The following is an 18587-nucleotide window of genomic DNA, read 5'->3' as shown; positions in this document are numbered from 1 at the left end:
CCCGACCTCCGCCGCGCCCCCCGCCCCCGGCGACATCGCCCGGCGCCTGCGCCGCACACCGCTTCAGCCCGACGACTTCCTGCTGCGTGAGCTTCAGCGGTCTCGCAGCGGGCGTATGCGGGACATCGTCGAGACCATTCGCCGGGATCAGATGGACCTGGTCACCGGGTCTCCCTCGGACATCCTCGTCGTGCAGGGCGGTCCCGGCACCGGCAAGTCCGCGGTCGGTCTCCACCGGGTGACCTGGCTCGTCAACAACGGGCACTTCAAGGCCCAGGACATCCTTGTCATCGGGCCCCACCAGCGGTTTCTCGACTATGTCGGACAGGTTCTGCCCACCCTCGGTACGCGGGACGTCAACGCCGTCCAGCTGAACCGGCTGTGGGAGGGCGAGATCCTCGGTACGGACTCCCCGCTCGCCCGGCTCGTGAAGTCGGACGAGCGCATGGCGGCCGTGCTGCGGCGTCGGGTCGAGAACGACTACCGGCCGGAGGCCGTCGACGACCTCACCGTCGCCCCGGCCTTCGAGGGCGACGAGCCCGCGATCGTCGTCACCGCGGGGAGTACGACCCTGCGTGTACCGCGGGCCGCGGTGCTCGCCCTTCTCGACCAGGCCCACGGCGGGGACGGACCCTACCGGGAGCGTCGTGACCGCTTCCGGGGGCTGCTCGTCGACCGTCTCCTGAAGGAACTCGCCGAGGTCGCGCCCCGGCGCGGGCAGGCCGGCACGGTCCGCCGTGATCTGGAGCGCAACCGCCGGGTCGAGCGTCTCGTCGAACGTGTCTGGCCGTCACCGGGCGCCCGGGAGGCGCTGCGCAGCCTCTACGACTCACCGGAACTCCTCCGCGCGTGCGCCGACGGCATCCTCGGCCAGGAGGAGCAGGCCGCGCTGCTGCGGGCCCGTGCCGCCAGCGCCGACGCCGACCCGTGGACCGTCGACGATCACGTCTGCCTCGAAGAGCTCCGGGTGCTCATCAGCGGGGACACTCCGCGGCGCTACGGCCACATCGTCGCCGACGAGGCGCAGGACCTCACTCCCATGCAGGCCCGTGCACTGCGGCGGCGGTGTGCCGTCAACGGCTCCATGACGGTACTGGGCGACCTCGCGCAGGCAACGGGTCCGCACATCCCGACGAGTTGGGACCGTATCGGCGCGCTGCTGTCCGACCACGGTGACTGGCGGGTGGCCGAGCTGAACACGAGCTATCGGGTGCCCGCCGAGATCATGGAGTTCGTCGCCCCGCTCGCGCGGGCGATCGCGCCGGCCCTGCCCTACCCGCGGGCCGTCCGGGCGGCGGGCGAAGGCGCCGTACGGACGGTGGCGACCGAGCCGTGGAAGCTGCTCGACGACACGCTCGCCCAGGTGACCCGCCTTGTCGGTACCAGTGACGGAAGCACGCTGCGTTCCGTCGCCGTCGTCGTGCCCGACGACTCGGACTGGCTGAACGCGATCAGTCGCAGGGTCGACGAAGGCGGCGACCTCGACGATCGGGTCCGCGGGTCGGTGTCCGTCCTGGCCGCCGCACAGGCCAAGGGCATGGAGTACGACCATGTCCTGGTCGTCGAGCCCGCCACCATCGCCGACCGCGGCCCCGCCGGCCTGCGACAGCTGTACGTGGCGCTCACCCGCAGCACGCAGAGCCTCACCATCCTGCACACCGCCCCGCTTCCCGAGGCCCTCCTCGGCTCCGGGGTCGGTGCGGGGACGGGCACGGCGTCGCCCGATGTCCAGCCGGAAAGCGCCACGGCCGGACTGCCCCTGATCGGCAGTGATGTCCGGGTCGAGGTCGTGGGCCAGGCTCCTGGCGGTCGCTACAGGGTCAAGCCCCTGTCGCCCGTGATCGGCCGGCCGCTGGTTCTCACCGTCCGCCACGGGTCGGCCCCTCCACGACGGGGCGAGAAGCTGGACTGCTGGGTGTTCGCGAACGAGTCGAACCAGACCGTGCTCACCGCTGACCAGCGTGGCCGCTCGCCCGTCTCCGAGAGGATGGCCGGGCGCTACATCGCGGCGCTGGACGTCCTCGGTGAGCTGGTCCGGAACGACGGCGATGTCCCCGACGGCCGCGCCCGCCTCTCCGAACTCCAGGGGATGGCCAACCGCGTCCTCCGCAGGGACCAGGCCGACTGGGTCGATGTGCTCCACCTCTTCGGCTCCCCGGACAGGGAAAGGCTGGGCGCTCTGCGTGACCTCGCCGCGACGGCCAACCGGGCTCTCAAGGAAGGCACCTTGGACGCCGGCCGGCTCCGGCAGGACCTGACGGCCTCGGGCTGGGCGGCGGCCCTGACCGAAGCGCGCCGGGTTCTGCAGGGCCGCCTCGCCACGGAACCGGAACCGCCACCGGACTCCGACGTCACCGCCACGGTGGTCCCAGCGGTCCCAGTGATACCAGCGGTCCCCGCCGCCGAGGGGCAGCAGCCCGAGCAGTCCCGGCAACAGCCCGAGCAGAAGGACGTAGCGCAGATGACCCTCGCGGAGAGCACCACCGCGCCACCGTCGACCACCACGAAGGAGGGCTTCCTGCGTGCGCTGGAGGAGTCGGCCGATGCCGACCGGACGTGCAGGAAGCATGAGGCGGTCCGTCATGCGCTGAAGTCGTCCCTGCTCTGGGCCGACCTCCAGCCGGCCGATTCGCCGGTCGTCGATGTCAGTTGTGTCACCGGGCGCGGCCTGTTCCTCTACGAGGCGTTGGGAGCCGGCCGCTCCACGTACGCGGACCTGCGCTCGGGGGCGACCCGCCTGCTGGAGATCAACCACACCCTGGAGACGCCGGCCGCCGGCCTCTACCTGGTCCTCTCCGAGCCTCCCGCCGAGGACTGGTCCGCGGACACCGTCCGCGATGTCTTCGATGTCCACGTCATCTGGCGCAGCCCTCAGGGATGGGGTGGCGAGGACACGGACGTCGCGCTGGGGTCCTCCGGGGCGTGACCCCGCCGAGGGTCTCCGAAGCCCCGGAGGGAGTCGACGCCGGATCCGGTGTCAGGTCACCGGCACCGGTGTGAAGCGGGAGGCCGTGTGGAGGGCCGCTTCGATGTGGGTGGCTGTGGTGGCGAGGGCGGGGAGGAGGGTGTCGACGCAGTCCTCGGCCGTGCGGCGGGCCGTGTGGGTGGAGGTGGCGAGGGCGGCGATCGTGCGGCCGGTGCGGTCGTGGACGGGAACGGCGAGGGTGCGCACGCCCTGTTCCCACTCCTCGTCGGACACGGCGTGGTCATGGCCGACGTCGGCGTAGCCGTGGGGCAGGAGGACTCGGCCCACCGCGGTGTCGGTCGTGGCCGGGAGGCGGGTGCCCAGGGGGATGTCGACGCGCATGACGTGGTGGGCGGTCACGCGGGCCGTGCACTGGATCGCGTCGCCCGTTTCCGTGAGGGCCGCGAGGTAGGTCGTTTCCCGGATGCGGTCCGTCAGTGTCCGCAGGTGGGGCTCCGCGAGGCGGGCGAGGGGGGTTCCGGCGAGCGGGGGGAAGCCCAGGGAGAGGACCCGGGGGGTGAGGGTGAAGGTGCGGTCGGCGGTCTGGGCGACCAGGCCGAGGTGGTCGTAGGTGATCAGGGCTCTGCGGGCCGTCGCGCGGGCCAGACCGGTCGCCTTCGCCACCTCGGTCAGGGTCAGGGACTCGCGGCCCTCTCCGAACGCCGTGAGGACGGTCAGGCCGCGGGCCAGGGACTCGACGAACTCGCGGCCCAGTTCCTGCTTCGACGCGCCCGTCCAGAGGGCGAGGCCCGCGGGTGGCGGGCCCGGTTCGGCGGGTGGGGCCTGGCGCAGGTCCTGTTCCATTTCCGCGACGGCCGTACGGAGCCGGGGGAGGAGGGTCTCGCGCAGATCGGCCGCCGTGTGGCGGCTCGTGTGGCTGACGACGCTGGCGACGCACGCGAGGCGTCCCGTACGGGGGTCCCGTACGGGCGCGGAGACCGCCACCAGGCCCGGCTCGATCAGCTGGTCGTCCAGGGACCAGCCGTCCGCCGCCGCCCGCTCGGTCCGGCGTACGAAGTCGGCGTCCGGGCGGACCTCCGGGGCGGGGGGTACCGCCGGGAAGGTGCGGTCCTGCGGGTCCGTCGCCCGGCGCGCTTGCCGGCGGGTCCAGTCGGCGTCGGTCCACTCCGTCGCGAACAGCGGGCCGGGCGCGGTGCGTTCGGCGGGGAGCAGGTCGCCGATGCGGAAGCTGAGGGACATCGCGCGGCGGCGGGTCGCCTGGTGGATGAAGCGGATTCCGTCGCGGTCGGCGACCGCCAGCGACACCGACTCGTCGAGTTCGTCGGCCAGGGCGTCGGCGCGTGAGCCGAGGAGGGCGGGCAGGCGCAGTGCGGCCAGGTAGGCGTTGCCGAGTTCCATCACGTGCGGGGTCAGGACCGCGTCCCGGCCGTCCAGGCGGACGTACTCCATGCGGGCCAGGGTCGCCACGATCCGGTCGACGGTGGAGCGGGCCAGGCCGGTGGCGCGTTCCAGGGCGCTCGCGCTCATCGTGCCGCCCGCCGCGGTCAGTTCCTCCAGGACGGCGACCCCGCGGATCAACGGCGTGACGGCCTCCTCCGGTACCTGGCTGTCCGGGGCGGCGGTCGGGGTCGTCCTGGCGGGCATCGTCTCTCCGGTACGGCGGTCGCGGCAGGTCGCCTACGGTAGCCGCGCCCGGGTCCGGCGTCGTACGGCCACTGCGGCGCGGGGGATCCGGTGGCTAGCTCCGGGTGATCCGCACCCGGTACGTCCCCTCCAGGTCCGCCGCCACCACGGAGATCCGCACCCCGCGCGCCGTGTCCTTGAACGTCTCGCCCGGCACGAGCGGCGCGTCCGACAGCTCGGCGTGGACGTTCGGGCTGCGCGTGCAGCCGCCGCTGTCGCGCTGGGAGTCGTGGACCGTGACCGGGCCCATGCCGGTGTCGATGTTCGCGTCGACCCGGTAGACGAGGACGCCGGGGCGGCACACGGCCTCGTCGTTGCCGTCACGGGTGCGCAGTTCGACGGCGTATCCGGCGCGGCTGCTGAGGGGGACGAAGACCAGCTTGGGGCCGCCCCGCTCGGCGAGGGGGGTGAGGGCGTGCTCGCTGGTGCCGGGCGCGGAGGCACAGCCGATCTGGTCGGCGTCCAGCCAGCCCAGCTTCCATTTGTGCCAGCCGAGGAAGTCGTTGTTGGCGCCCCAGTCCTCGCTCATGATGTCCCAGTGGCCGACCGCGCCGCCGCCCTCCTGGGTGTAGAGGTCGGGCAGCCCGAAGACGTGGCCGTTCTCGTGCGGCAGGACGCGGTAGCCGGTGCGGTCGTAGGAGCCGGAGCCGTCGTCCTGGCGGGAGTAGACGAAGGACGCGTTCGCGACGGGGACGCCGTCGGCGACCGGGGCCTCGTGGTTTCCGGCGAACGTCACCGACAGGACCGTGTCCAGCGCGGAGGGGCCGGCGTTCGGGGTGACCAGCACGTTCAGGAGGTCGTACGTCCGGAAGTCGACGGTCGGGTCGGCGGCGGCCACAATGTCCTGGACCAGCTCGCGGTAGCCGGGGTCGAAGGGGGCGCCGCGCTCTATGCCGTACGCCCGGAACGGCTTGGGCATGCGCAGCCAGCCGGGGACGGGGGTCTCGGCGCGGTAGTCGAGGCGGCCGTAGGACGCGGTGTGGAACCAGTCCCGGGTCTGGGGGAAGAATTCGCGGAACCGGTCCTGCGCCTTGCCGCGGCCGGGCGCGTCCGAGAAGTCGATCATCAGGGTGAGGGCGCGGACGGTGCCCGTGGGTCGGGCGTAGCCGCCGGGCGTCGGGACGCCCTCGGACATCTGGACGGCGGAGCCTGCGGTGATCAGGCAGGGGGCGAGGGCGGCCGAGCGGGCCAGCGAGATCGGTCCCGCCCCGGCCGGGGTCGGACGCGGTGCGAGGTGAGCGGTGCCGGCCGAGGTGCTGACCGCGAAGGTCAGCGCGGTCACACAGACGAGGCCGGCCGTGCGGCGCCGGCGTATGCGTCGGTGGAGCGGCTCCACAGGCGCGGCCTGCCGGCCTGCCCCGGGTCGCTCAGGCTGCGGCTGCATGCGGGAACCCTTCGCGCCAGGCAGCCACCCGGTCACCGGCTGCACCCTTTTGATCACCTTCGTCGGGAGCGGGCGGGGGCGCGCGCTGGCACGGCCGATCGTGGGTTACCGGGAGGTAGAGGCGAGGTGCGGGGGCCTGTGACCCAGGTCACGTGAAAAGAATCGGCCGCCGGGAAATAACCGGGGACCGTCTCCCCGTTTAGCCATGTGTCCGACCGAAACGGGGATCACTTCCCCGGATCGCGAAAGGACGGCGACACCAGCAGGGCCGGCACCACCAGCACCACCAGTCACCTCAGCACCACCCGTCACGTCATCGATCAAGAGGAGTACGCCGTGCAGACCGCAACCGCCCCCGCGCAGCGCAAGGTGCCCAGGCCGCGCGCCGACGCCCTGCGCAACCGGGAGCGGATCGTCACCGCCGCCCGCGAGATGTTCGTCGAACTCGGCCCCGACGTGCCGCTCGACGACATCGCCCGCCGGGCCGGCGTCGGCAATGCCACGGTGTACCGCAACTTCCCCGACCGGGAGGCTCTCGTCCGCGAGGTCGTCTGCTCCGTCATGGACCGCACGGCTGAGGCGGCTGCCCAGGCGCTCGCCGAGACGGGCGACGCCTTCGGTGCGCTGGAGCGTTTCGTGCATGTCGCCGCCGACGAACGCGTCAGCGCGCTGTGCCCGATGATCGCCAGCGCGTTCGACCAGAACCACCCGGATCTCGTGGCTACCCGCATGCGGTTCGAGCAGCTCGTCGAGGAGGTCATGGAGCGCGCCCGGCAGGCCGGACAGCTCCGCGACGACGTCGGCTACGGCGACCTGATGGTCGCCGTGGCCCAGCTCAGCCGTCCTCCGGCGGGTACCGCCTGCCTCAGCGCCGACCGCTTCCTCCACCGTCATCTCCAGTTGTTCCTGGACGGACTGCGGGCACCGGCCCGCTCGGTCCTGCCGGGTACGGCCGTGACCATGGAGGACCTGCGCCAGGCCTGAGCCACCGCAAGCCACCAAGCGGCCGGACCGTCAGGCCACCGGGTCACCAAGCCGCCAAACCATCAAGCCACCAAGTCACGTAGATCTCGCCGTCGATCCCTCTCCACGGCCGTCACCGTCGACGGATCGTCATCTCGCTCCGCCCGTTTTCTTTCACCAAGTCATGACATTTCCGTCACGAAGTTCCGAAGTGGGTACCACCATGTCTGATACAGCCACGAAGGCTCCCGGCATCCGCCAGGCGGATCCGGCCCGCTGGAAAGCGCTCGTGTTCATCGCGCTCGCCCAGCTGATGGTCGTCCTCGACGCGACCATCGTGAACATCGCCCTGCCCTCCGCCCAGCAGGACCTGGGAATCTCGGACGGCAACCGCCAGTGGGTCGTCACGGCGTACGCCCTGGCCTTCGGCGGACTCCTTCTCTTCGGTGGCCGTATCGCGGACCTCTGGGGCCGCAAGCGCACCTTCGTCGTCGGCCTGATCGGTTTCGCCGCGGCTTCCGCACTCGGTGGCGCGGCCACCAACGAGGCGATGATGTTCGGCTCCCGCGCTCTGCAGGGTGCCTTCGGCGCACTGCTCGCGCCCGCCGCGCTCTCCCTGCTCGCCGTGATGTTCACGGACGCCAAGGAGCGCGCCAAGGCGTTCGGCATCTACGGCGCGATCGCCGGCGGTGGCGGCGCGGTCGGCCTCATCCTCGGTGGCTTCCTCACCGAGTACCTGGACTGGCGCTGGACGTTCTTCGTGAACATCCCGTTCGCGATCATCGCGGCGGCGGGCGCCTACTTCGTCATCCGTGAGCCCGAGGGCGGACGCAACCGCTCCCCGCTCGACATCCCGGGCGTCATCCTGTCCACCCTGGGCCTGGTGTCCCTGGTCTACGGCTTCACCCGCGCCGAGTCCGAGGGCTGGAGCGACGCCCTCACCATCGGCATGTTCATCGCGTCCGCGGTGCTGCTGACGGCCTTCGTGGTCGTCGAGGCGAAGGTCAAGTCCCCGCTGCTGCCGCTGCGCGTGATCACCGACCGCAACCGCGGCGGTATCTACCTCTCGCTCGGTCTCGCGATCATCGCGATGTTCGGCCTGTTCCTCTTCCTGACCTACTACCTGCAGATCGTGAAGGGCTACTCGCCGGTCAAGACCGGCTTCGCGTTCCTTCCGATGATCGTGGGCATGATCACGGGCTCGACCCAGATCGGCACCCGCCTCATGACCCGGGTCGCACCCCGGCTGCTGATGGGCCCCGGCTTCCTGGTCGCCGCGCTCGGCATGCTGCTGCTGACCCAGATGGAGATCGGTTCCTCGTACACGGCCCTGCTGCTGCCGGCGATGCTCCTGCTCGGTCTCGGCATGGGTACGGCGTTCATGCCGGCCATGTCCCTGGCCACCCAGGGTGTCGAGCCGCGCGACTCCGGTGTCGCCTCCGCGATGGTCAACACCTCGCAGCAGGTGGGCGGCGCGATCGGTACGGCGCTGCTGAACACGATCGCCGCCTCGGCCACGACCTCGTACATCGCCGACCACATGGGCAACGCCGGCACCCGCTCCGAGCAGCAGCTGGTCCAGCTGGAGGCCATGGTGGAGGGCTACACCAGCGCGATCTGGTTCGCCGTCGGCATCCTGGTCGTCGCCGCCACGATCGCCCTGACCTTCGTCAACGCCGGCAAGCCGGACATGAGCGCGCTCACCGGCGCGGACGAGGAGGCCGAGGACTCCCTGCGGGTTCCGGTGGTCGCCCACTGACGTGACGTACTGCCCGGGCCGTAGCGGCTAGCGCAGCCAGGGCAGGTCGGCACCCGCTTCGTTCGGCTGAAGTCCCTCGGCGACGATCTCCATGATCTCGCCGAGGGACTTCTGCTGTTGCGGGGTGAGCCGGTCGAAGAGCGCGTTGCGTACGGCGGCCACATGGCCGGGGGCCGCGTTCCTCAGGACGTCGAGGCCGTCGTCGGTCAGCACGGCGAACTGGCCGCGCTTGTCGGAGGGGCAGTCCTCGCGGCACACCCAGCCGTTCTTCTCCAGGCGCGCGATGGCGTGCGAGAGGCGGGAGCGGGTGATCTTCGCATCCCTCGCCAGTTCGGTCATGCGCAGCCGGCGGTGGGGGGACTCGGCGAGCTTGACGAGGAGGCCGTAGTAGACGTGCGGCATGCCGGCGTCGCGTTGCAGCTGCCGGTCCATGTGGTCCTCGAGGAGGGTGGTGGCATGCAGGTACGAGCGCCAGATGCGCTGTTCCTCTGCGGTGAGCCATTGCGGCTCGTGAGCGGGTGCGGCTGCCTTCGTCATGTACTCCACTGTAAGGGTTCCATCCTTGAAATTTAAACAAGTGCGGCCTACAGTGATGTGGAGCTGGAGATTTAGAGTTCAAGTACGTTGCTGAGTCGAACACCGGTCAGCCGAGCCGCCGAGGGAGTTGCCGCCATGTCCGCCGCCACCCAGGAGCGTGCCGTTCCGCAGGAGCGCATGCCCGCCCTGTACCTGAGCCACGGTGCCCCGCCCCTCGCGGACGACGCCGTCTGGCCGGGCCAGCTCGCCGCATGGTCCGCCGACCTGCCCCGTCCCCAGGCGATCCTCATGGTCTCCGCCCACTGGGAGGAGGCCCCCCTCGCCCTCGGCGCGGTCGAGCCGGTCCCCCTGGTCTACGACTTCTGGGGCTTCCCCGAGCACTACTACAAGGTGCGCTACGACGCTCCCGGCGCACCCGGGCTCGCCGAGAGCGTGCGCAAGCTGCTGCGCGCCCCCGGGATCCCCGTACAGGACATCCCCGACCGGGGCCTCGACCACGGGGCGTACGTCCCCCTCGTCGAGATGTTCCCGGCCGCCGACATCCCGGTCCTCCAGATCTCCATGCCGACGCTCGACCCCGTCAAGCTCATGGAGATCGGCCGCAAGCTCGCGCCACTGCGCGACGAGGGCGTGCTCATCGTCGGCTCCGGGTTCTTCACCCACAACCTGGCCGCGCTGCGGCACACCGGCGGGGGAGTGCCCACCTGGTCCTCGGAGTTCGACGACTGGGGGCGGCGCGCGCTGGAGAAGCGGGACTGGGACGCCCTGCTGGACTTCCTCCACAAGGCTCCCGCGGGCCGGTACGCCCACCCGCGCACCGAGCACTTCGCCCCGCTGTTCGTCACCATGGGCGCCGCGGAGGTGTCCGGCGAGCTGGACGCGCAGAAGTCGGTGATCGACGGGTTCTGGCTGGGAATGGCGAAGCGGTCGGTGCAGTTCGGCTGACCCGCCGGCTCGGTCGTTCTGGTCCGCTCGGCCGTTCTGGTCCGCTCGCCGTTCTGGTCCGCTCCCGGTCCCGTTCGTCCGCTACAGGTCCCGCTCGAACCAGGCGACGTCCCAGTAGCGGCCGAACTTGCGCCCCACCTCGCGGTACGTGCCCACGTGCCGGAAGCCGAAGCGTTCGTGCAGCCGCACGGACGCTTCGTTGGGCTGGGCGACGCCCGCGTACGCGCGATGCAGGTCCTCGCCGGACAGCGCCTCGAAGAGTGCCTTGTAGAGGAGCGTGCCGACCCCGCGGCCGCCGGCGTCCGGGCGGAGATAGACCGTCACCTCGACGGAGGTGGCGTAGGCCTGCTTCGCACGGAAGGGGCTGGAGGTGGCGTACCCCAGAATTTCCTGTGAGTCCGTGCCCGTGGCAACCATCAGCCGGTACGGGCCGTCTTCAGGGTGGGAGAGCAGCCAAGGGCGGCGCTCATCCGGAGTGAAAATCGCGGTATCGAATGTGATCGGCGTCTCACGTACGTAGTGGTTGTAGAGGTCGGTGAGGGCTTCGAGATCCCCCTCGTTTCCCGGCCTGACCTGCACTTCTGTACGTTCCGACGACATTCGTCCTCCTCCTGGGGCCCGACAGGGTACTGCATGATCAGAAAAATCGGGGGACGGGTTGGGAATTCTGTCCTGATTCCAGTCGTTGTTTCCATCGGATGCAGGGCACACGAGGAGAGTCCCGAGAGAGTCCGGGAGGACCCGAGTCAGTGCGCCGGTGTCCAAGGACCACCCGCTGACCCCACCATCGCAAGGGAGCACGCATGGCAACCCGTGCCGTCGCCCGTCGTCAGTCCGCCTCCGGCGAGACCGGCGCGGCAAGCAGCGCTCGCGTCCATGGCGGAGAGATCGCCGACCGCGATCTGGTCGGCATGTACCTCGACGAGATCGCGCGCACGCCTCTGCTCGACGCCGCAAAGGAAGTCGAGCTGTCGCAGATCATCGAGGCGGGTGTGTTCGCGCGGCAGATCCTCGACGGATCCGAGGAGGCCAAGGCCGACGCCTCCCGTGAGGAGCTCGAGGCGCTCGTCGCCGACGCGGAGCGCGCCAAGGACGTCTTCATCCGTTCCAACCTGCGACTGGTCGTCGCGGTCGCCCGCCGGTACCCGCGCAGCGGCCTGCCCCTGCTGGACCTGGTCCAGGAGGGCAACGCCGGCCTGGTCCGCGCCGTCGAGAAGTTCGACTACCGCAAGGGCTTCAAGTTCTCCACCTACGCCACGTGGTGGATCCGCCAGGCCATCACCCGCTCCATAGCGGACCAGTCGCGCACGATCCGGCTGCCCGTCCACCTCGTGGAGGAGCTGGGCCGCATCCGCCGCGTGCAGCGGGAGTTCAACCGCGAGCACGGCCGCGACCCGGAGCCGCTGGAGATCGCGACCGAGCTGGGTTCCAAGCCGGAGCGCGTCATCGACGTGCTCGACTGGGCGCGCGACCCGGTCTCGCTGAACATGCCGGTCGATGACCAGGGTGAGACCCAGTTCGGCGACCTGCTCGAGGACACCTCGGCGGTCTCGCCGGAGCAGTCCGTCCTCACGCTGCTGCGCAGCGAGGAACTGGACGGCCTCATCGACCGCCTCGACCCGCGCACGGCCTCCATCATCAAGATGCGGTACGGCATCGACGACGGCCGCGAGCGCACGCTGACCGAGGTCGGCAAGGAGCACGGTCTGACGCGTGAGCGGATCCGTCAGATCGAGAAGCACGCCCTGATGGAACTGAAGAAGCTTGCCCGGGACACCGGGTTCGAGGCGGCGGCATAGGACGGGGCCCGCACCCGCAGCAGGGGTTCGCGTCCGGGGCGAGAGAGTGTCCCGACGCGAGTCCCGGGCGGGTGCGGGTTTTGCCACCGGCGTACGCGGGGTGGCGCAACAACGCGCAAACATGGCGGAGAAGGTCGCTTCAACCGACGGCCCGGAGGGAAAAACACTCCTGGGTACGGGAGTTCGAGTGACGTCTCCGGAACTGCCTCTGACAGCTCTGACCGGCTCTGGTCCGACCAGCTCTGGCTACCTCTTCTGAACCAACTTCTTGAACGCCGTGGTCCGAGAGTTCCGAACGACGTCCAGAACGCCTTCCAGAAGACTTCTCGAACCATGTCCCGACGCACATCCCCCCGGCGCCGGGACTTCCCGAGTCGGGCTCCGGCGCCTCCCCCCCTGGCGCCGGAGTCCGGCTCTTTTTGCGCATGGGCGGGGAGAAGGGCGGGGCACCCCGTACCTGAACCACGGGGTGGCCCGCCTGGATGGCAGATTGTGCCACATGGGCATAGCCTGCCGGCGTGACCAGCTCCACCCCCGCACCGCTCCCCACCCCTTCCTCCTCCGGCACCCCGTCCGCCCCGGCTTCACTGACCGAGCGGCGCAAGGCGGCGACCAGGATGGAGATCGCCCGAGCGGCCGCCGGGCTCTTCGCCGCCCGAGGCCTCAAGGCCACCCGTGCCGAGGACATCGCCCAGGCGGCCGGAATCGCGCCCCGCACGTTCTACCGCTACTTCGCCTCCAAGGAGGAGGCGGTCGCCCCCCTCTACGCGGCCGGCGCCCAGCGCTGGGCGGAGGCGGTGCGTGAGGCCCCGCCCCACCTGACCCTGCCCGAGGCGCTGGAGCACGCGGTACGGCAGACGCTCACCCCCGGCGTGGGAATCTCCTCGGCGTCCTGGGAGTGGGTCCGCACCCTCATCCGCCTCGCCTCCGCCAGTCCCGCCCTGGGCAAGGTCTGGGCGGAGGTCTGCCATGCGTCGGAGGGGGCGTTGGGGGAGGTGCTCAGGGAGCGGGCGGCCAGGACTGCCGCCGGGCTCGACAACGTTGCCGAGGCCGTGGGCTCTGCCGAGCCGGCCGGGTCTGCAGAGCCGGCCGGATTCGCAGGGTCCGCCGAGCCCGCCACCCAACTCGGCGAGCCCACCCCGCGCCAGCGTTTCGCCGCGGCGGTCGCGGGGGCCGCGGTCCGCGTCGCCGTGGAGAGCTGGGCCGCGACCGACCACCCCCCGAACGGGCGCGGCGGCCCGGCGGAACTCGCCCTGAGGAACCTGGAAGCGGTGCGGCGGATGGAGTGGCGGGAGCCCGAGTAGTGCCTCCGGCGGCGTCGACGGGAGCAGCTAGCCGGGTCCCGGTCCCGGTCCCGATGCCGACCCTGCGCCCGCTCGTCCCAGGCGCCCCCCCAACTCCCGTACGCGCTGCACCAGTTCCACTGGGGAGTGGACCGTGAACTCGTGGCCCAGCATGGCCAGGCGGACCGCGAGCCACTCCAGGGGGTCGCCGGTGACGGCTCGCAGGCGGCAGCCGTCGGGAGTCTGCTCCGGCCGGCCGAACCAGGACGGGAGCTGCGCGGCGACGGTCTCGGCCGGGGCCTGGAAGGTGACGTCGAACTCGTAGGTCTCCTGGCGCCGTTGGATGGACCGGCGCAGGTATTCCGCCGCGTCGCCCTGCGGCACCTCCCGGGGGGTGAAGCGGGTTCCGGTGGCGAAGGGCTGCGCCACCCGGTCGACGCGGAAGGTGCGCCAGTCGTCGCGTTCGAGGTCGTAGGCGACGAGGTACCAGCGGCGGCCGGTGGAGACGAGGCGGTACGGCTCGGTCAGGCGGCGCGTCTCGGTGCCGTCCTTCGCGCGGTAGGCGAACCGCAGCCGCTCGTGCCCGGCGACCGTCGAGGCGATGACGGTGAGCGTCTCGGGCGCGATGCTGGCCCCGTCCCCGCTGGTCAGTGGGGTGGTCGCGGCCTGGAGCGTGGCGACCCGGTGGCGCAGCCGGGCCGGCAGCACCTGCTCCAGCTTCGCCAGGGCCCGTACGGAGGCCTCGTCGACGCCCTCCAGCGCGTGCCCGGCGCCCGCCCGCAGGCCGACCGCGATCGCCACCGCCTCCTCGTCGTCGAGGACGAGCGGGGGCATCGCCTTGCCCGCGATCAGCCGGTATCCGCCGTCGGAGCCCTTGGTCGCCTGGACGGGATAGCCGAGTTCGCGCAGCCGGTCGATGTCCCGCCGGACCGTGCGGCGGGACACCTGGAGCCGGCCGGCGAGTTCGCCGCCGGGCCATTCGCGGGGCGTCTGGAGGAGGGAGAGGAGTTGCAGCAGCCGAGCCGGAGTGTCCGTCGTCATGCGTCCGAGGATGCCCTACCACTAGGACACCATCTGACCTAGTGGGCCCCTAGTGTCCTCCCATGACCTCCAACGAGACCCAGTCCTCCGCCGATCCCGGGCCGGCCGAGCGCCTCCCGAGGACGGACGCCCCGGCAGCCGTGACCACACCGGCGGCCGTGGGCGACCGGCGCCGGTGGTTCGCCCTGGCGATCGTGATGACCGCGGCCTTCATGGACCTCGTCGACGTCACGATCGTCAACATCGCCATCCCGTCCATGCAGCGAGACGCGGGCGCCTCCGACAGCCAGGTCCAGTGGATCACCGCCGGTTACGCGCTCGCCTTCGCCGCCGGCCTCATCACCGGCGGACGCCTGGGCGACATCTACGGCCGCAAGCGGCTGTTCCTCCTCGGCATCGGCGGTTTCACCATCGCCTCCGCACTGTGCGGCTTCGCCGCGAACCCGGAGATGCTGGTCGCCTCCCGCCTCCTCCAGGGCGGCATGGCGGCGCTGATGGTCCCGCAGGTGCTGTCGATCGTGCACGCCACCTTCCCGGCCCACGAACGCGGCAAGGTCTTCGGACTCTTCGGCGCGGTCGTCGGCCTGGGCGCGGTCTCGGGGCCGCTGCTGGGCGCGCTGCTGATGGAGTGGAACCTCTTCGGGCTGGAGTGGCGGCCGATCTTCCTCATCAACCTGCCGGTCGGCATCATGGCCCTGATCCTCGGAGGCCGTTTCATCACCGAGTCGCGCGCACCGAAGGCGCTCAAGCTCGACCTGGTCGGCGTCGCGCTGGTGACGCTCGGTCTGCTGATGCTGCTCTACCCGCTGACCCGTGGGCGCGAGCTGGGCTGGCCGCTGTGGGGGTACCTGTCGATGGCCGGCGCGTTCGTCGTCTTCGGCGCGCTGGTGGCGTACGAGCGGCGCAAGGGTGCGCGGGACGGCTCGCCGCTGATCGAGCTGTCCCTCTTCCGGGTCAAGAGCTTCGCCGCGGGCATCGCGGTGCAGACGGTCTTCGGCGTGAGCCTCGGCATCTTCTTCCTGGTCTGGACGCTGTACATGCAGATCGGCCTCGGCTGGGGCGAGCTGCGCGCCGGTCTGACGGGGATCCCGTTCTCCCTCGCGGTGTCGACGGCCGCCGGTCTCTCGGTGCAGAAACTGGTCCCGCGCTTCGGCCGCAAGGTGCTCCAGGCGGGCGCGCTGACCATGGCCGCGGGCGTCCTGCTCTACCTGTGGGAGTCCGGGCGCTACGGCCTCGACATCGCCCCCTGGCAGATGATCCTCCCGCTCACCGTGATGGGCGCGGGCATGGGGCTGATCGTCGCCCCGCTGACCGACGCGGTGCTGTCGGAGGTGCCGCGCGAGCACGCCGGTTCGGCGTCCGGGCTGATCAACACCGTGCAGCAGATGGGCAACGCGCTCGGCCTCGGCCTGGTGTCCGTCGTCTTCTTCGGGCGGATCGGCGAGCGGCTGACGCCGGCCGAGACCGGCCCGGAGTTCGTGGACGCCTTCCGGTACGCGCTGGGCTGGGTGGCCGCGGTGCTGGTCGTCATCTTCCTGCTGATGTTCGCCCTGCCCAGGAAGCCCGCTGTGCACGTGGAGGGTGCGCAGGAGGCGGAGCTGCCGGCGGCGGAGAAGGAGCCGGAACTCGTCTCCTGAAGCAGGACCACGCAAGGGCCGGCCACCTGCCAGGGTGCCCGGCCCTTCCGTCGTGTTCGGCCGTCGTCCTCGGCCGTCGTCCTCAGCCGTCGTCCACCGTTGTCGTCTCCACCTGTCGTCTCCAGCTGTCGTCTCTGGGCATGCTCGGCATCCCCGCAAGTCCGTTCATGCCCGAATGGCGCCCGAACCTGTTTACTTTCCGGAAAACCGGGCGTAGCCTCCGTGGCGAAACCACAAGTTCGGGCATAAACCCGGTAATGGTCGGAGGCGAACGGACATGTACGCACCGGAGCGGCAGCAGGAGATCCTGCGGCTCGCCCGTGACGGCGGGCGGGTGGACGTCCTGTCGCTGGCCGAGGAGTTCCAGGTCACGGCGGAGACGATCCGCCGCGACCTGAAGGCCCTCGACCGCGCCGGCCTCGTTCGCCGCGTGCACGGCGGTGCCATACCGGTCGGACGCCTCGATTTCGAGCCGGACCTCGCCGAACGCGAGTCCACCTCCGCCGACGAGAAGGACCGCATCGCCAAGGCCGCCCTGGCCGAACTGCCGGCGGAGGGCACGATGATCCTCGACGCCGGTACGACGGTCGCCCGCCTGGCCGCCGCCCTCCCGCTGGAGGCCTCCCTCACCGTGGTCACCCACTCCCTGCCGATCGCGGCCCGGCTCGCCGACCACCCCGGCATGCAGCTCCACCTGATCGGGGGGCGCGTACGGCACCGTACGCGCGCCGCCGTGGACGCCTGGGCACTGCGGGCGTACGGCGAGATCCGCGCCGACGTCCTCTTCGTCGCCGCGAACGGGTTCTCCGCCGAGCACGGGCTCACCACCCCCGACCTCGCCGAGGCCGCGGTGAAGCGGGCGGCGATGGCCGCGGCACGCCGGGTCGTCCTGCTCGCCGACTCCGCCAAGCACGGTCAGGAACACTTCGCCCGCTTCGGTGACCTGGGCGACGTGGACGTGCTGATCACAGACAGCGGGCTGAGCCCCGACGACGCGGCCGCCATCGAGCGCGGCGGCACGGAAGTGCTCTGTGTCTAGAAACGAGTGCGCATGATCCTCACCGTCACCCCGAACCCGTCCCTCGACCGCACGTACGAGGTTCCCTCCCTCGACCGCGGCGAGGTCATCCGTGCCACCGGCGAGCGCATGGACCCCGGCGGCAAGGGCGTGAACGTCTCCCGGGCCGTCGCGGCCGCCGGCCGGCGCTCGGTCGCCGTACTGCCCCTGGGTGGTGCGCCGGGCGCGCTCGTCGCCGATCTGCTCGACGCGCAGGGCATCGAGGTCGCGCCGGTCCCGGTCGCCGGGGCCACCCGCTCGAACATCGCGCTCGCGGAGTCCGACGGGGTGCTGACGAAGATCAACGCGCCGGGTCCGGAGCTGTCCCCGGCCGAGCAGGAACTGCTCCTGGAGACCGTGCGCGAGCAGTCCCGCGACGCCGACTGGATCGCCTGCTGCGGCAGCCTGCCCCGCGGCCTCGCGCCTTCCTGGTACGCCGACGTGGTCGCGCGGGCGCACGCCGGGGGCGCTCGGATCGCGCTGGACACCTCGGGGCGCGCGCTGCTGGAGGCGCTGCGCGAGCGGCCCGACGTAGTGAAGCCGAACGCCGAGGAACTCGCCGAGGCCGTCGGACGCCCGCTGGCGACCGTGGGTGATGCCGTGAAGGCGGCCGAGGAGTTGCGCGAGATGGGCGCCCGCGCCGTGCTCGCGAGCCTGGGCGCCGACGGGCAGCTCCTCGTGGAGGAGGGGGGCACCTGGTTCGCCACCGCGCGCGTCGACGCCGTCCGCAGCAATGTGGGGGCGGGGGACTCCTCCCTCGCCGGATTCCTCATCGCCGGCGGCACCGGTGCGAAGGCCCTCGCCTCCGCCGTCGCGCACGGCGCCGCGGCCGTCCAGCTGCCCGGCAGCGTGATGCCGACCCCGGCCGATCTGAACCCGGCCGCGGTGACGGTCACCGCGGAGATCCCGGTGGACCGCGAACTGAAGGAGCCGGTGGCATGACTCCCGACCTGGCCCCTACTTCGACCCGCCGCCTCGCGCCTTCCGAGGCCCAGCGGCTGCCCCTGGCCGCGGCCCGTCGTCCGGCGCCTTCCGCGGCCGGCCGTCTGCCGCTTGCCGTGGTCCGCCGTCCGGCGCTTCCGGTGGCCGGCCGTCTGGCGCCTTCCGCGGCCCGCTGCCTGCCGCTTGCCGCGGCCGGCCGTCTGCCCCTTGCCGTGGCTGGCCGTCCGGCGCCTTCCGCGGCCGGCCGTCTGCCGCTTGCGGTGGCCGACCGCCTGGCCTCCGGTGTGGCCGGCCGCCCGGTTCCTGCCGTGGCCCACCGCCTGCCCCCTGCCGGCGCCCACCGCCTGGAGCTTTCGACGCCCCATCGCCCGGCCCCTGCCACGGCGGACGCCGTCCACCGGGTGTCCCTCATGAGCCCGGCAGCCCGGACGATGCCGGCCGGAACCCGGCGAGGTTCACCTTTACTCGCCGCCCAGTACGGGCAGTGGGGCGTCCTGAGCCGCCCCGCTGACCAGGGCAGGCAGGGCCCGTATCCGCCTGCTATAACCCTTCTACCCCGCCCACCAAAGCAAAATGGTAAGACTCGCGGGGCCCCCGATCTCAAAAAAAAAAAAGATAAAAGAGGAAAGAA

Annotated in this window: 14 protein-coding genes; 9 read left to right on the top strand and 5 right to left on the bottom strand. The window is 71.5% G+C overall.

Going from position 1 to position 18587, the window contains the following annotated elements; all coding sequences use genetic code 11:
- Positions 1–2926, top strand: a 2926-nt coding sequence (locus P1P75_RS29080) for an ATP-binding domain-containing protein (protein WP_319260852.1), incomplete at its 5' end; no start/stop codon positions are given.
- A 51-nt stretch (positions 2927–2977) separates the two neighbouring features.
- On the opposite strand, the gene P1P75_RS29075 is transcribed toward P1P75_RS29080, so the two are convergent.
- Positions 2978–4570 (bottom strand): helix-turn-helix domain-containing protein, encoded by a 1593-nt coding sequence (locus P1P75_RS29075; RefSeq protein WP_319260850.1) that lies wholly within the window; start codon positions 4568–4570, stop codon positions 2978–2980.
- Positions 4571–4664: 94 nt separating this feature from the next.
- On the bottom strand, positions 4665–5993 hold the full coding sequence (locus P1P75_RS29070; protein ID WP_319260847.1) for a M6 family metalloprotease domain-containing protein: 1329 nt from the start codon (positions 5991–5993) through the stop codon (positions 4665–4667).
- A gap of 336 nt (positions 5994–6329) precedes the next feature.
- On the opposite strand from P1P75_RS29070, the gene P1P75_RS29065 reads away from it, so the two are divergent.
- A complete protein-coding gene (locus tag P1P75_RS29065; protein ID WP_319260845.1) occupies positions 6330–6977 on the top strand; it encodes a helix-turn-helix domain-containing protein in 648 nt (215 codons plus the stop codon).
- 202 nt (positions 6978–7179) lie between these two features.
- Positions 7180–8715: an MFS transporter gene (locus tag P1P75_RS29060; protein ID WP_319260842.1), complete on the top strand. Its 1536-nt coding sequence runs from the start codon at positions 7180–7182 to the stop codon at positions 8713–8715.
- Positions 8716–8742: 27 nt separating this feature from the next.
- Here P1P75_RS29060 and P1P75_RS29055 read toward each other — a convergent pair whose 3' ends face one another.
- Positions 8743–9252, bottom strand: coding sequence for a MarR family transcriptional regulator (locus P1P75_RS29055; RefSeq protein WP_319260839.1), 510 nt, complete (start codon positions 9250–9252; stop codon positions 8743–8745).
- Between the two features lie 135 nt (positions 9253–9387).
- On the opposite strand from P1P75_RS29055, the gene P1P75_RS29050 reads away from it, so the two are divergent.
- The gene (locus P1P75_RS29050) at positions 9388–10197 is read left to right on the top strand and encodes a class III extradiol ring-cleavage dioxygenase (RefSeq protein ID WP_319260837.1); all 810 of its coding nucleotides are present in this window, start codon (positions 9388–9390) and stop codon (positions 10195–10197) included.
- 81 nt (positions 10198–10278) lie between these two features.
- On the opposite strand, the gene P1P75_RS29045 is transcribed toward P1P75_RS29050, so the two are convergent.
- A complete protein-coding gene (locus P1P75_RS29045; RefSeq protein ID WP_319260834.1) occupies positions 10279–10797 on the bottom strand; it encodes a GNAT family N-acetyltransferase in 519 nt (172 codons plus the stop codon).
- Between the two features lie 203 nt (positions 10798–11000).
- On the opposite strand from P1P75_RS29045, the gene P1P75_RS29040 reads away from it, so the two are divergent.
- Together P1P75_RS29040 and P1P75_RS29035 are read left to right on the top strand one after the other, a co-directional pair.
- The gene (locus P1P75_RS29040) at positions 11001–11996 is read left to right on the top strand and encodes a sigma-70 family RNA polymerase sigma factor (RefSeq protein ID WP_319260832.1); all 996 of its coding nucleotides are present in this window, start codon (positions 11001–11003) and stop codon (positions 11994–11996) included.
- Between the two features lie 617 nt (positions 11997–12613).
- Complete coding sequence (locus P1P75_RS29035) at positions 12614–13300, top strand: TetR family transcriptional regulator (protein WP_319260854.1); 687 nt, start codon at positions 12614–12616, stop codon at positions 13298–13300.
- Positions 13301–13327: 27 nt separating this feature from the next.
- Here the strand turns inward: P1P75_RS29035 and P1P75_RS29030 are convergent, their stop codons facing one another.
- Positions 13328–14320 carry a YafY family protein gene (locus P1P75_RS29030; RefSeq protein WP_319260829.1) on the bottom strand — a complete coding sequence of 331 codons (993 nt, stop codon included), beginning with the start codon at positions 14318–14320 and terminating at the stop codon, positions 13328–13330.
- A 62-nt stretch (positions 14321–14382) separates the two neighbouring features.
- Here P1P75_RS29030 and P1P75_RS29025 point away from each other — a divergent pair, with 62 nt between their 5' ends.
- The 3 genes from P1P75_RS29025 to pfkB all read left to right on the top strand — a co-directional run bounded on the left by P1P75_RS29025 (position 14383) and on the right by pfkB (position 17956).
- Positions 14383–15957 carry an MFS transporter gene (locus P1P75_RS29025; RefSeq protein WP_319260826.1) on the top strand — a complete coding sequence of 525 codons (1575 nt, stop codon included), beginning with the start codon at positions 14383–14385 and terminating at the stop codon, positions 15955–15957.
- Positions 15958–16234: 277 nt separating this feature from the next.
- The gene (locus tag P1P75_RS29020) at positions 16235–16996 is read left to right on the top strand and encodes a DeoR/GlpR family DNA-binding transcription regulator (protein WP_319260823.1); all 762 of its coding nucleotides are present in this window, start codon (positions 16235–16237) and stop codon (positions 16994–16996) included.
- Between the two features lie 12 nt (positions 16997–17008).
- Positions 17009–17956, top strand: coding sequence for a 1-phosphofructokinase (gene pfkB / locus P1P75_RS29015; protein WP_319260820.1), 948 nt, complete (start codon positions 17009–17011; stop codon positions 17954–17956).
- The last annotated feature ends 631 nt before the right edge of the window (positions 17957–18587 follow it).

The sequence above is a fragment of the Streptomyces sp. ID05-39B genome (genome assembly GCF_033794725.1).
GTDB lineage: Bacteria > Actinomycetota > Actinomycetes > Streptomycetales > Streptomycetaceae > Streptomyces > Streptomyces bobili.
Note: the sequence above shows the minus strand (reverse complement) of the source record. Positions and strands in the feature narration are given on the sequence as shown.

Excerpts from the sequence above, each read along its gene's own strand:
- P1P75_RS29070 (WP_319260847.1), bottom strand. The coding sequence starts at position 5,993 with ATGCAGCCGCAGCCTGAGCGACCCGGGGCAGGCCGGCAGGCCGCGCCT.
- P1P75_RS29060 (WP_319260842.1), top strand. The coding sequence starts at position 7,180 with ATGTCTGATACAGCCACGAAGGCTCCCGGCATCCGCCAGGCGGATCCG.
- pfkB (WP_319260820.1), top strand. The coding sequence starts at position 17,009 with ATGATCCTCACCGTCACCCCGAACCCGTCCCTCGACCGCACGTACGAG.
- P1P75_RS29035 (WP_319260854.1), top strand. The coding sequence starts at position 12,614 with ATGGAGATCGCCCGAGCGGCCGCCGGGCTCTTCGCCGCCCGAGGCCTC.
- P1P75_RS29045 (WP_319260834.1), bottom strand. The coding sequence starts at position 10,797 with ATGTCGTCGGAACGTACAGAAGTGCAGGTCAGGCCGGGAAACGAGGGG.
- P1P75_RS29055 (WP_319260839.1), bottom strand. The coding sequence starts at position 9,252 with ATGACGAAGGCAGCCGCACCCGCTCACGAGCCGCAATGGCTCACCGCA.
- P1P75_RS29040 (WP_319260832.1), top strand. The coding sequence starts at position 11,001 with ATGGCAACCCGTGCCGTCGCCCGTCGTCAGTCCGCCTCCGGCGAGACC.
- P1P75_RS29050 (WP_319260837.1), top strand. The coding sequence starts at position 9,388 with ATGTCCGCCGCCACCCAGGAGCGTGCCGTTCCGCAGGAGCGCATGCCC.
- P1P75_RS29025 (WP_319260826.1), top strand. The coding sequence starts at position 14,383 with ATGACCTCCAACGAGACCCAGTCCTCCGCCGATCCCGGGCCGGCCGAG.
- P1P75_RS29030 (WP_319260829.1), bottom strand. The coding sequence starts at position 14,320 with ATGACGACGGACACTCCGGCTCGGCTGCTGCAACTCCTCTCCCTCCTC.
- P1P75_RS29075 (WP_319260850.1), bottom strand. The coding sequence starts at position 4,570 with ATGCCCGCCAGGACGACCCCGACCGCCGCCCCGGACAGCCAGGTACCG.
- P1P75_RS29020 (WP_319260823.1), top strand. The coding sequence starts at position 16,235 with ATGTACGCACCGGAGCGGCAGCAGGAGATCCTGCGGCTCGCCCGTGAC.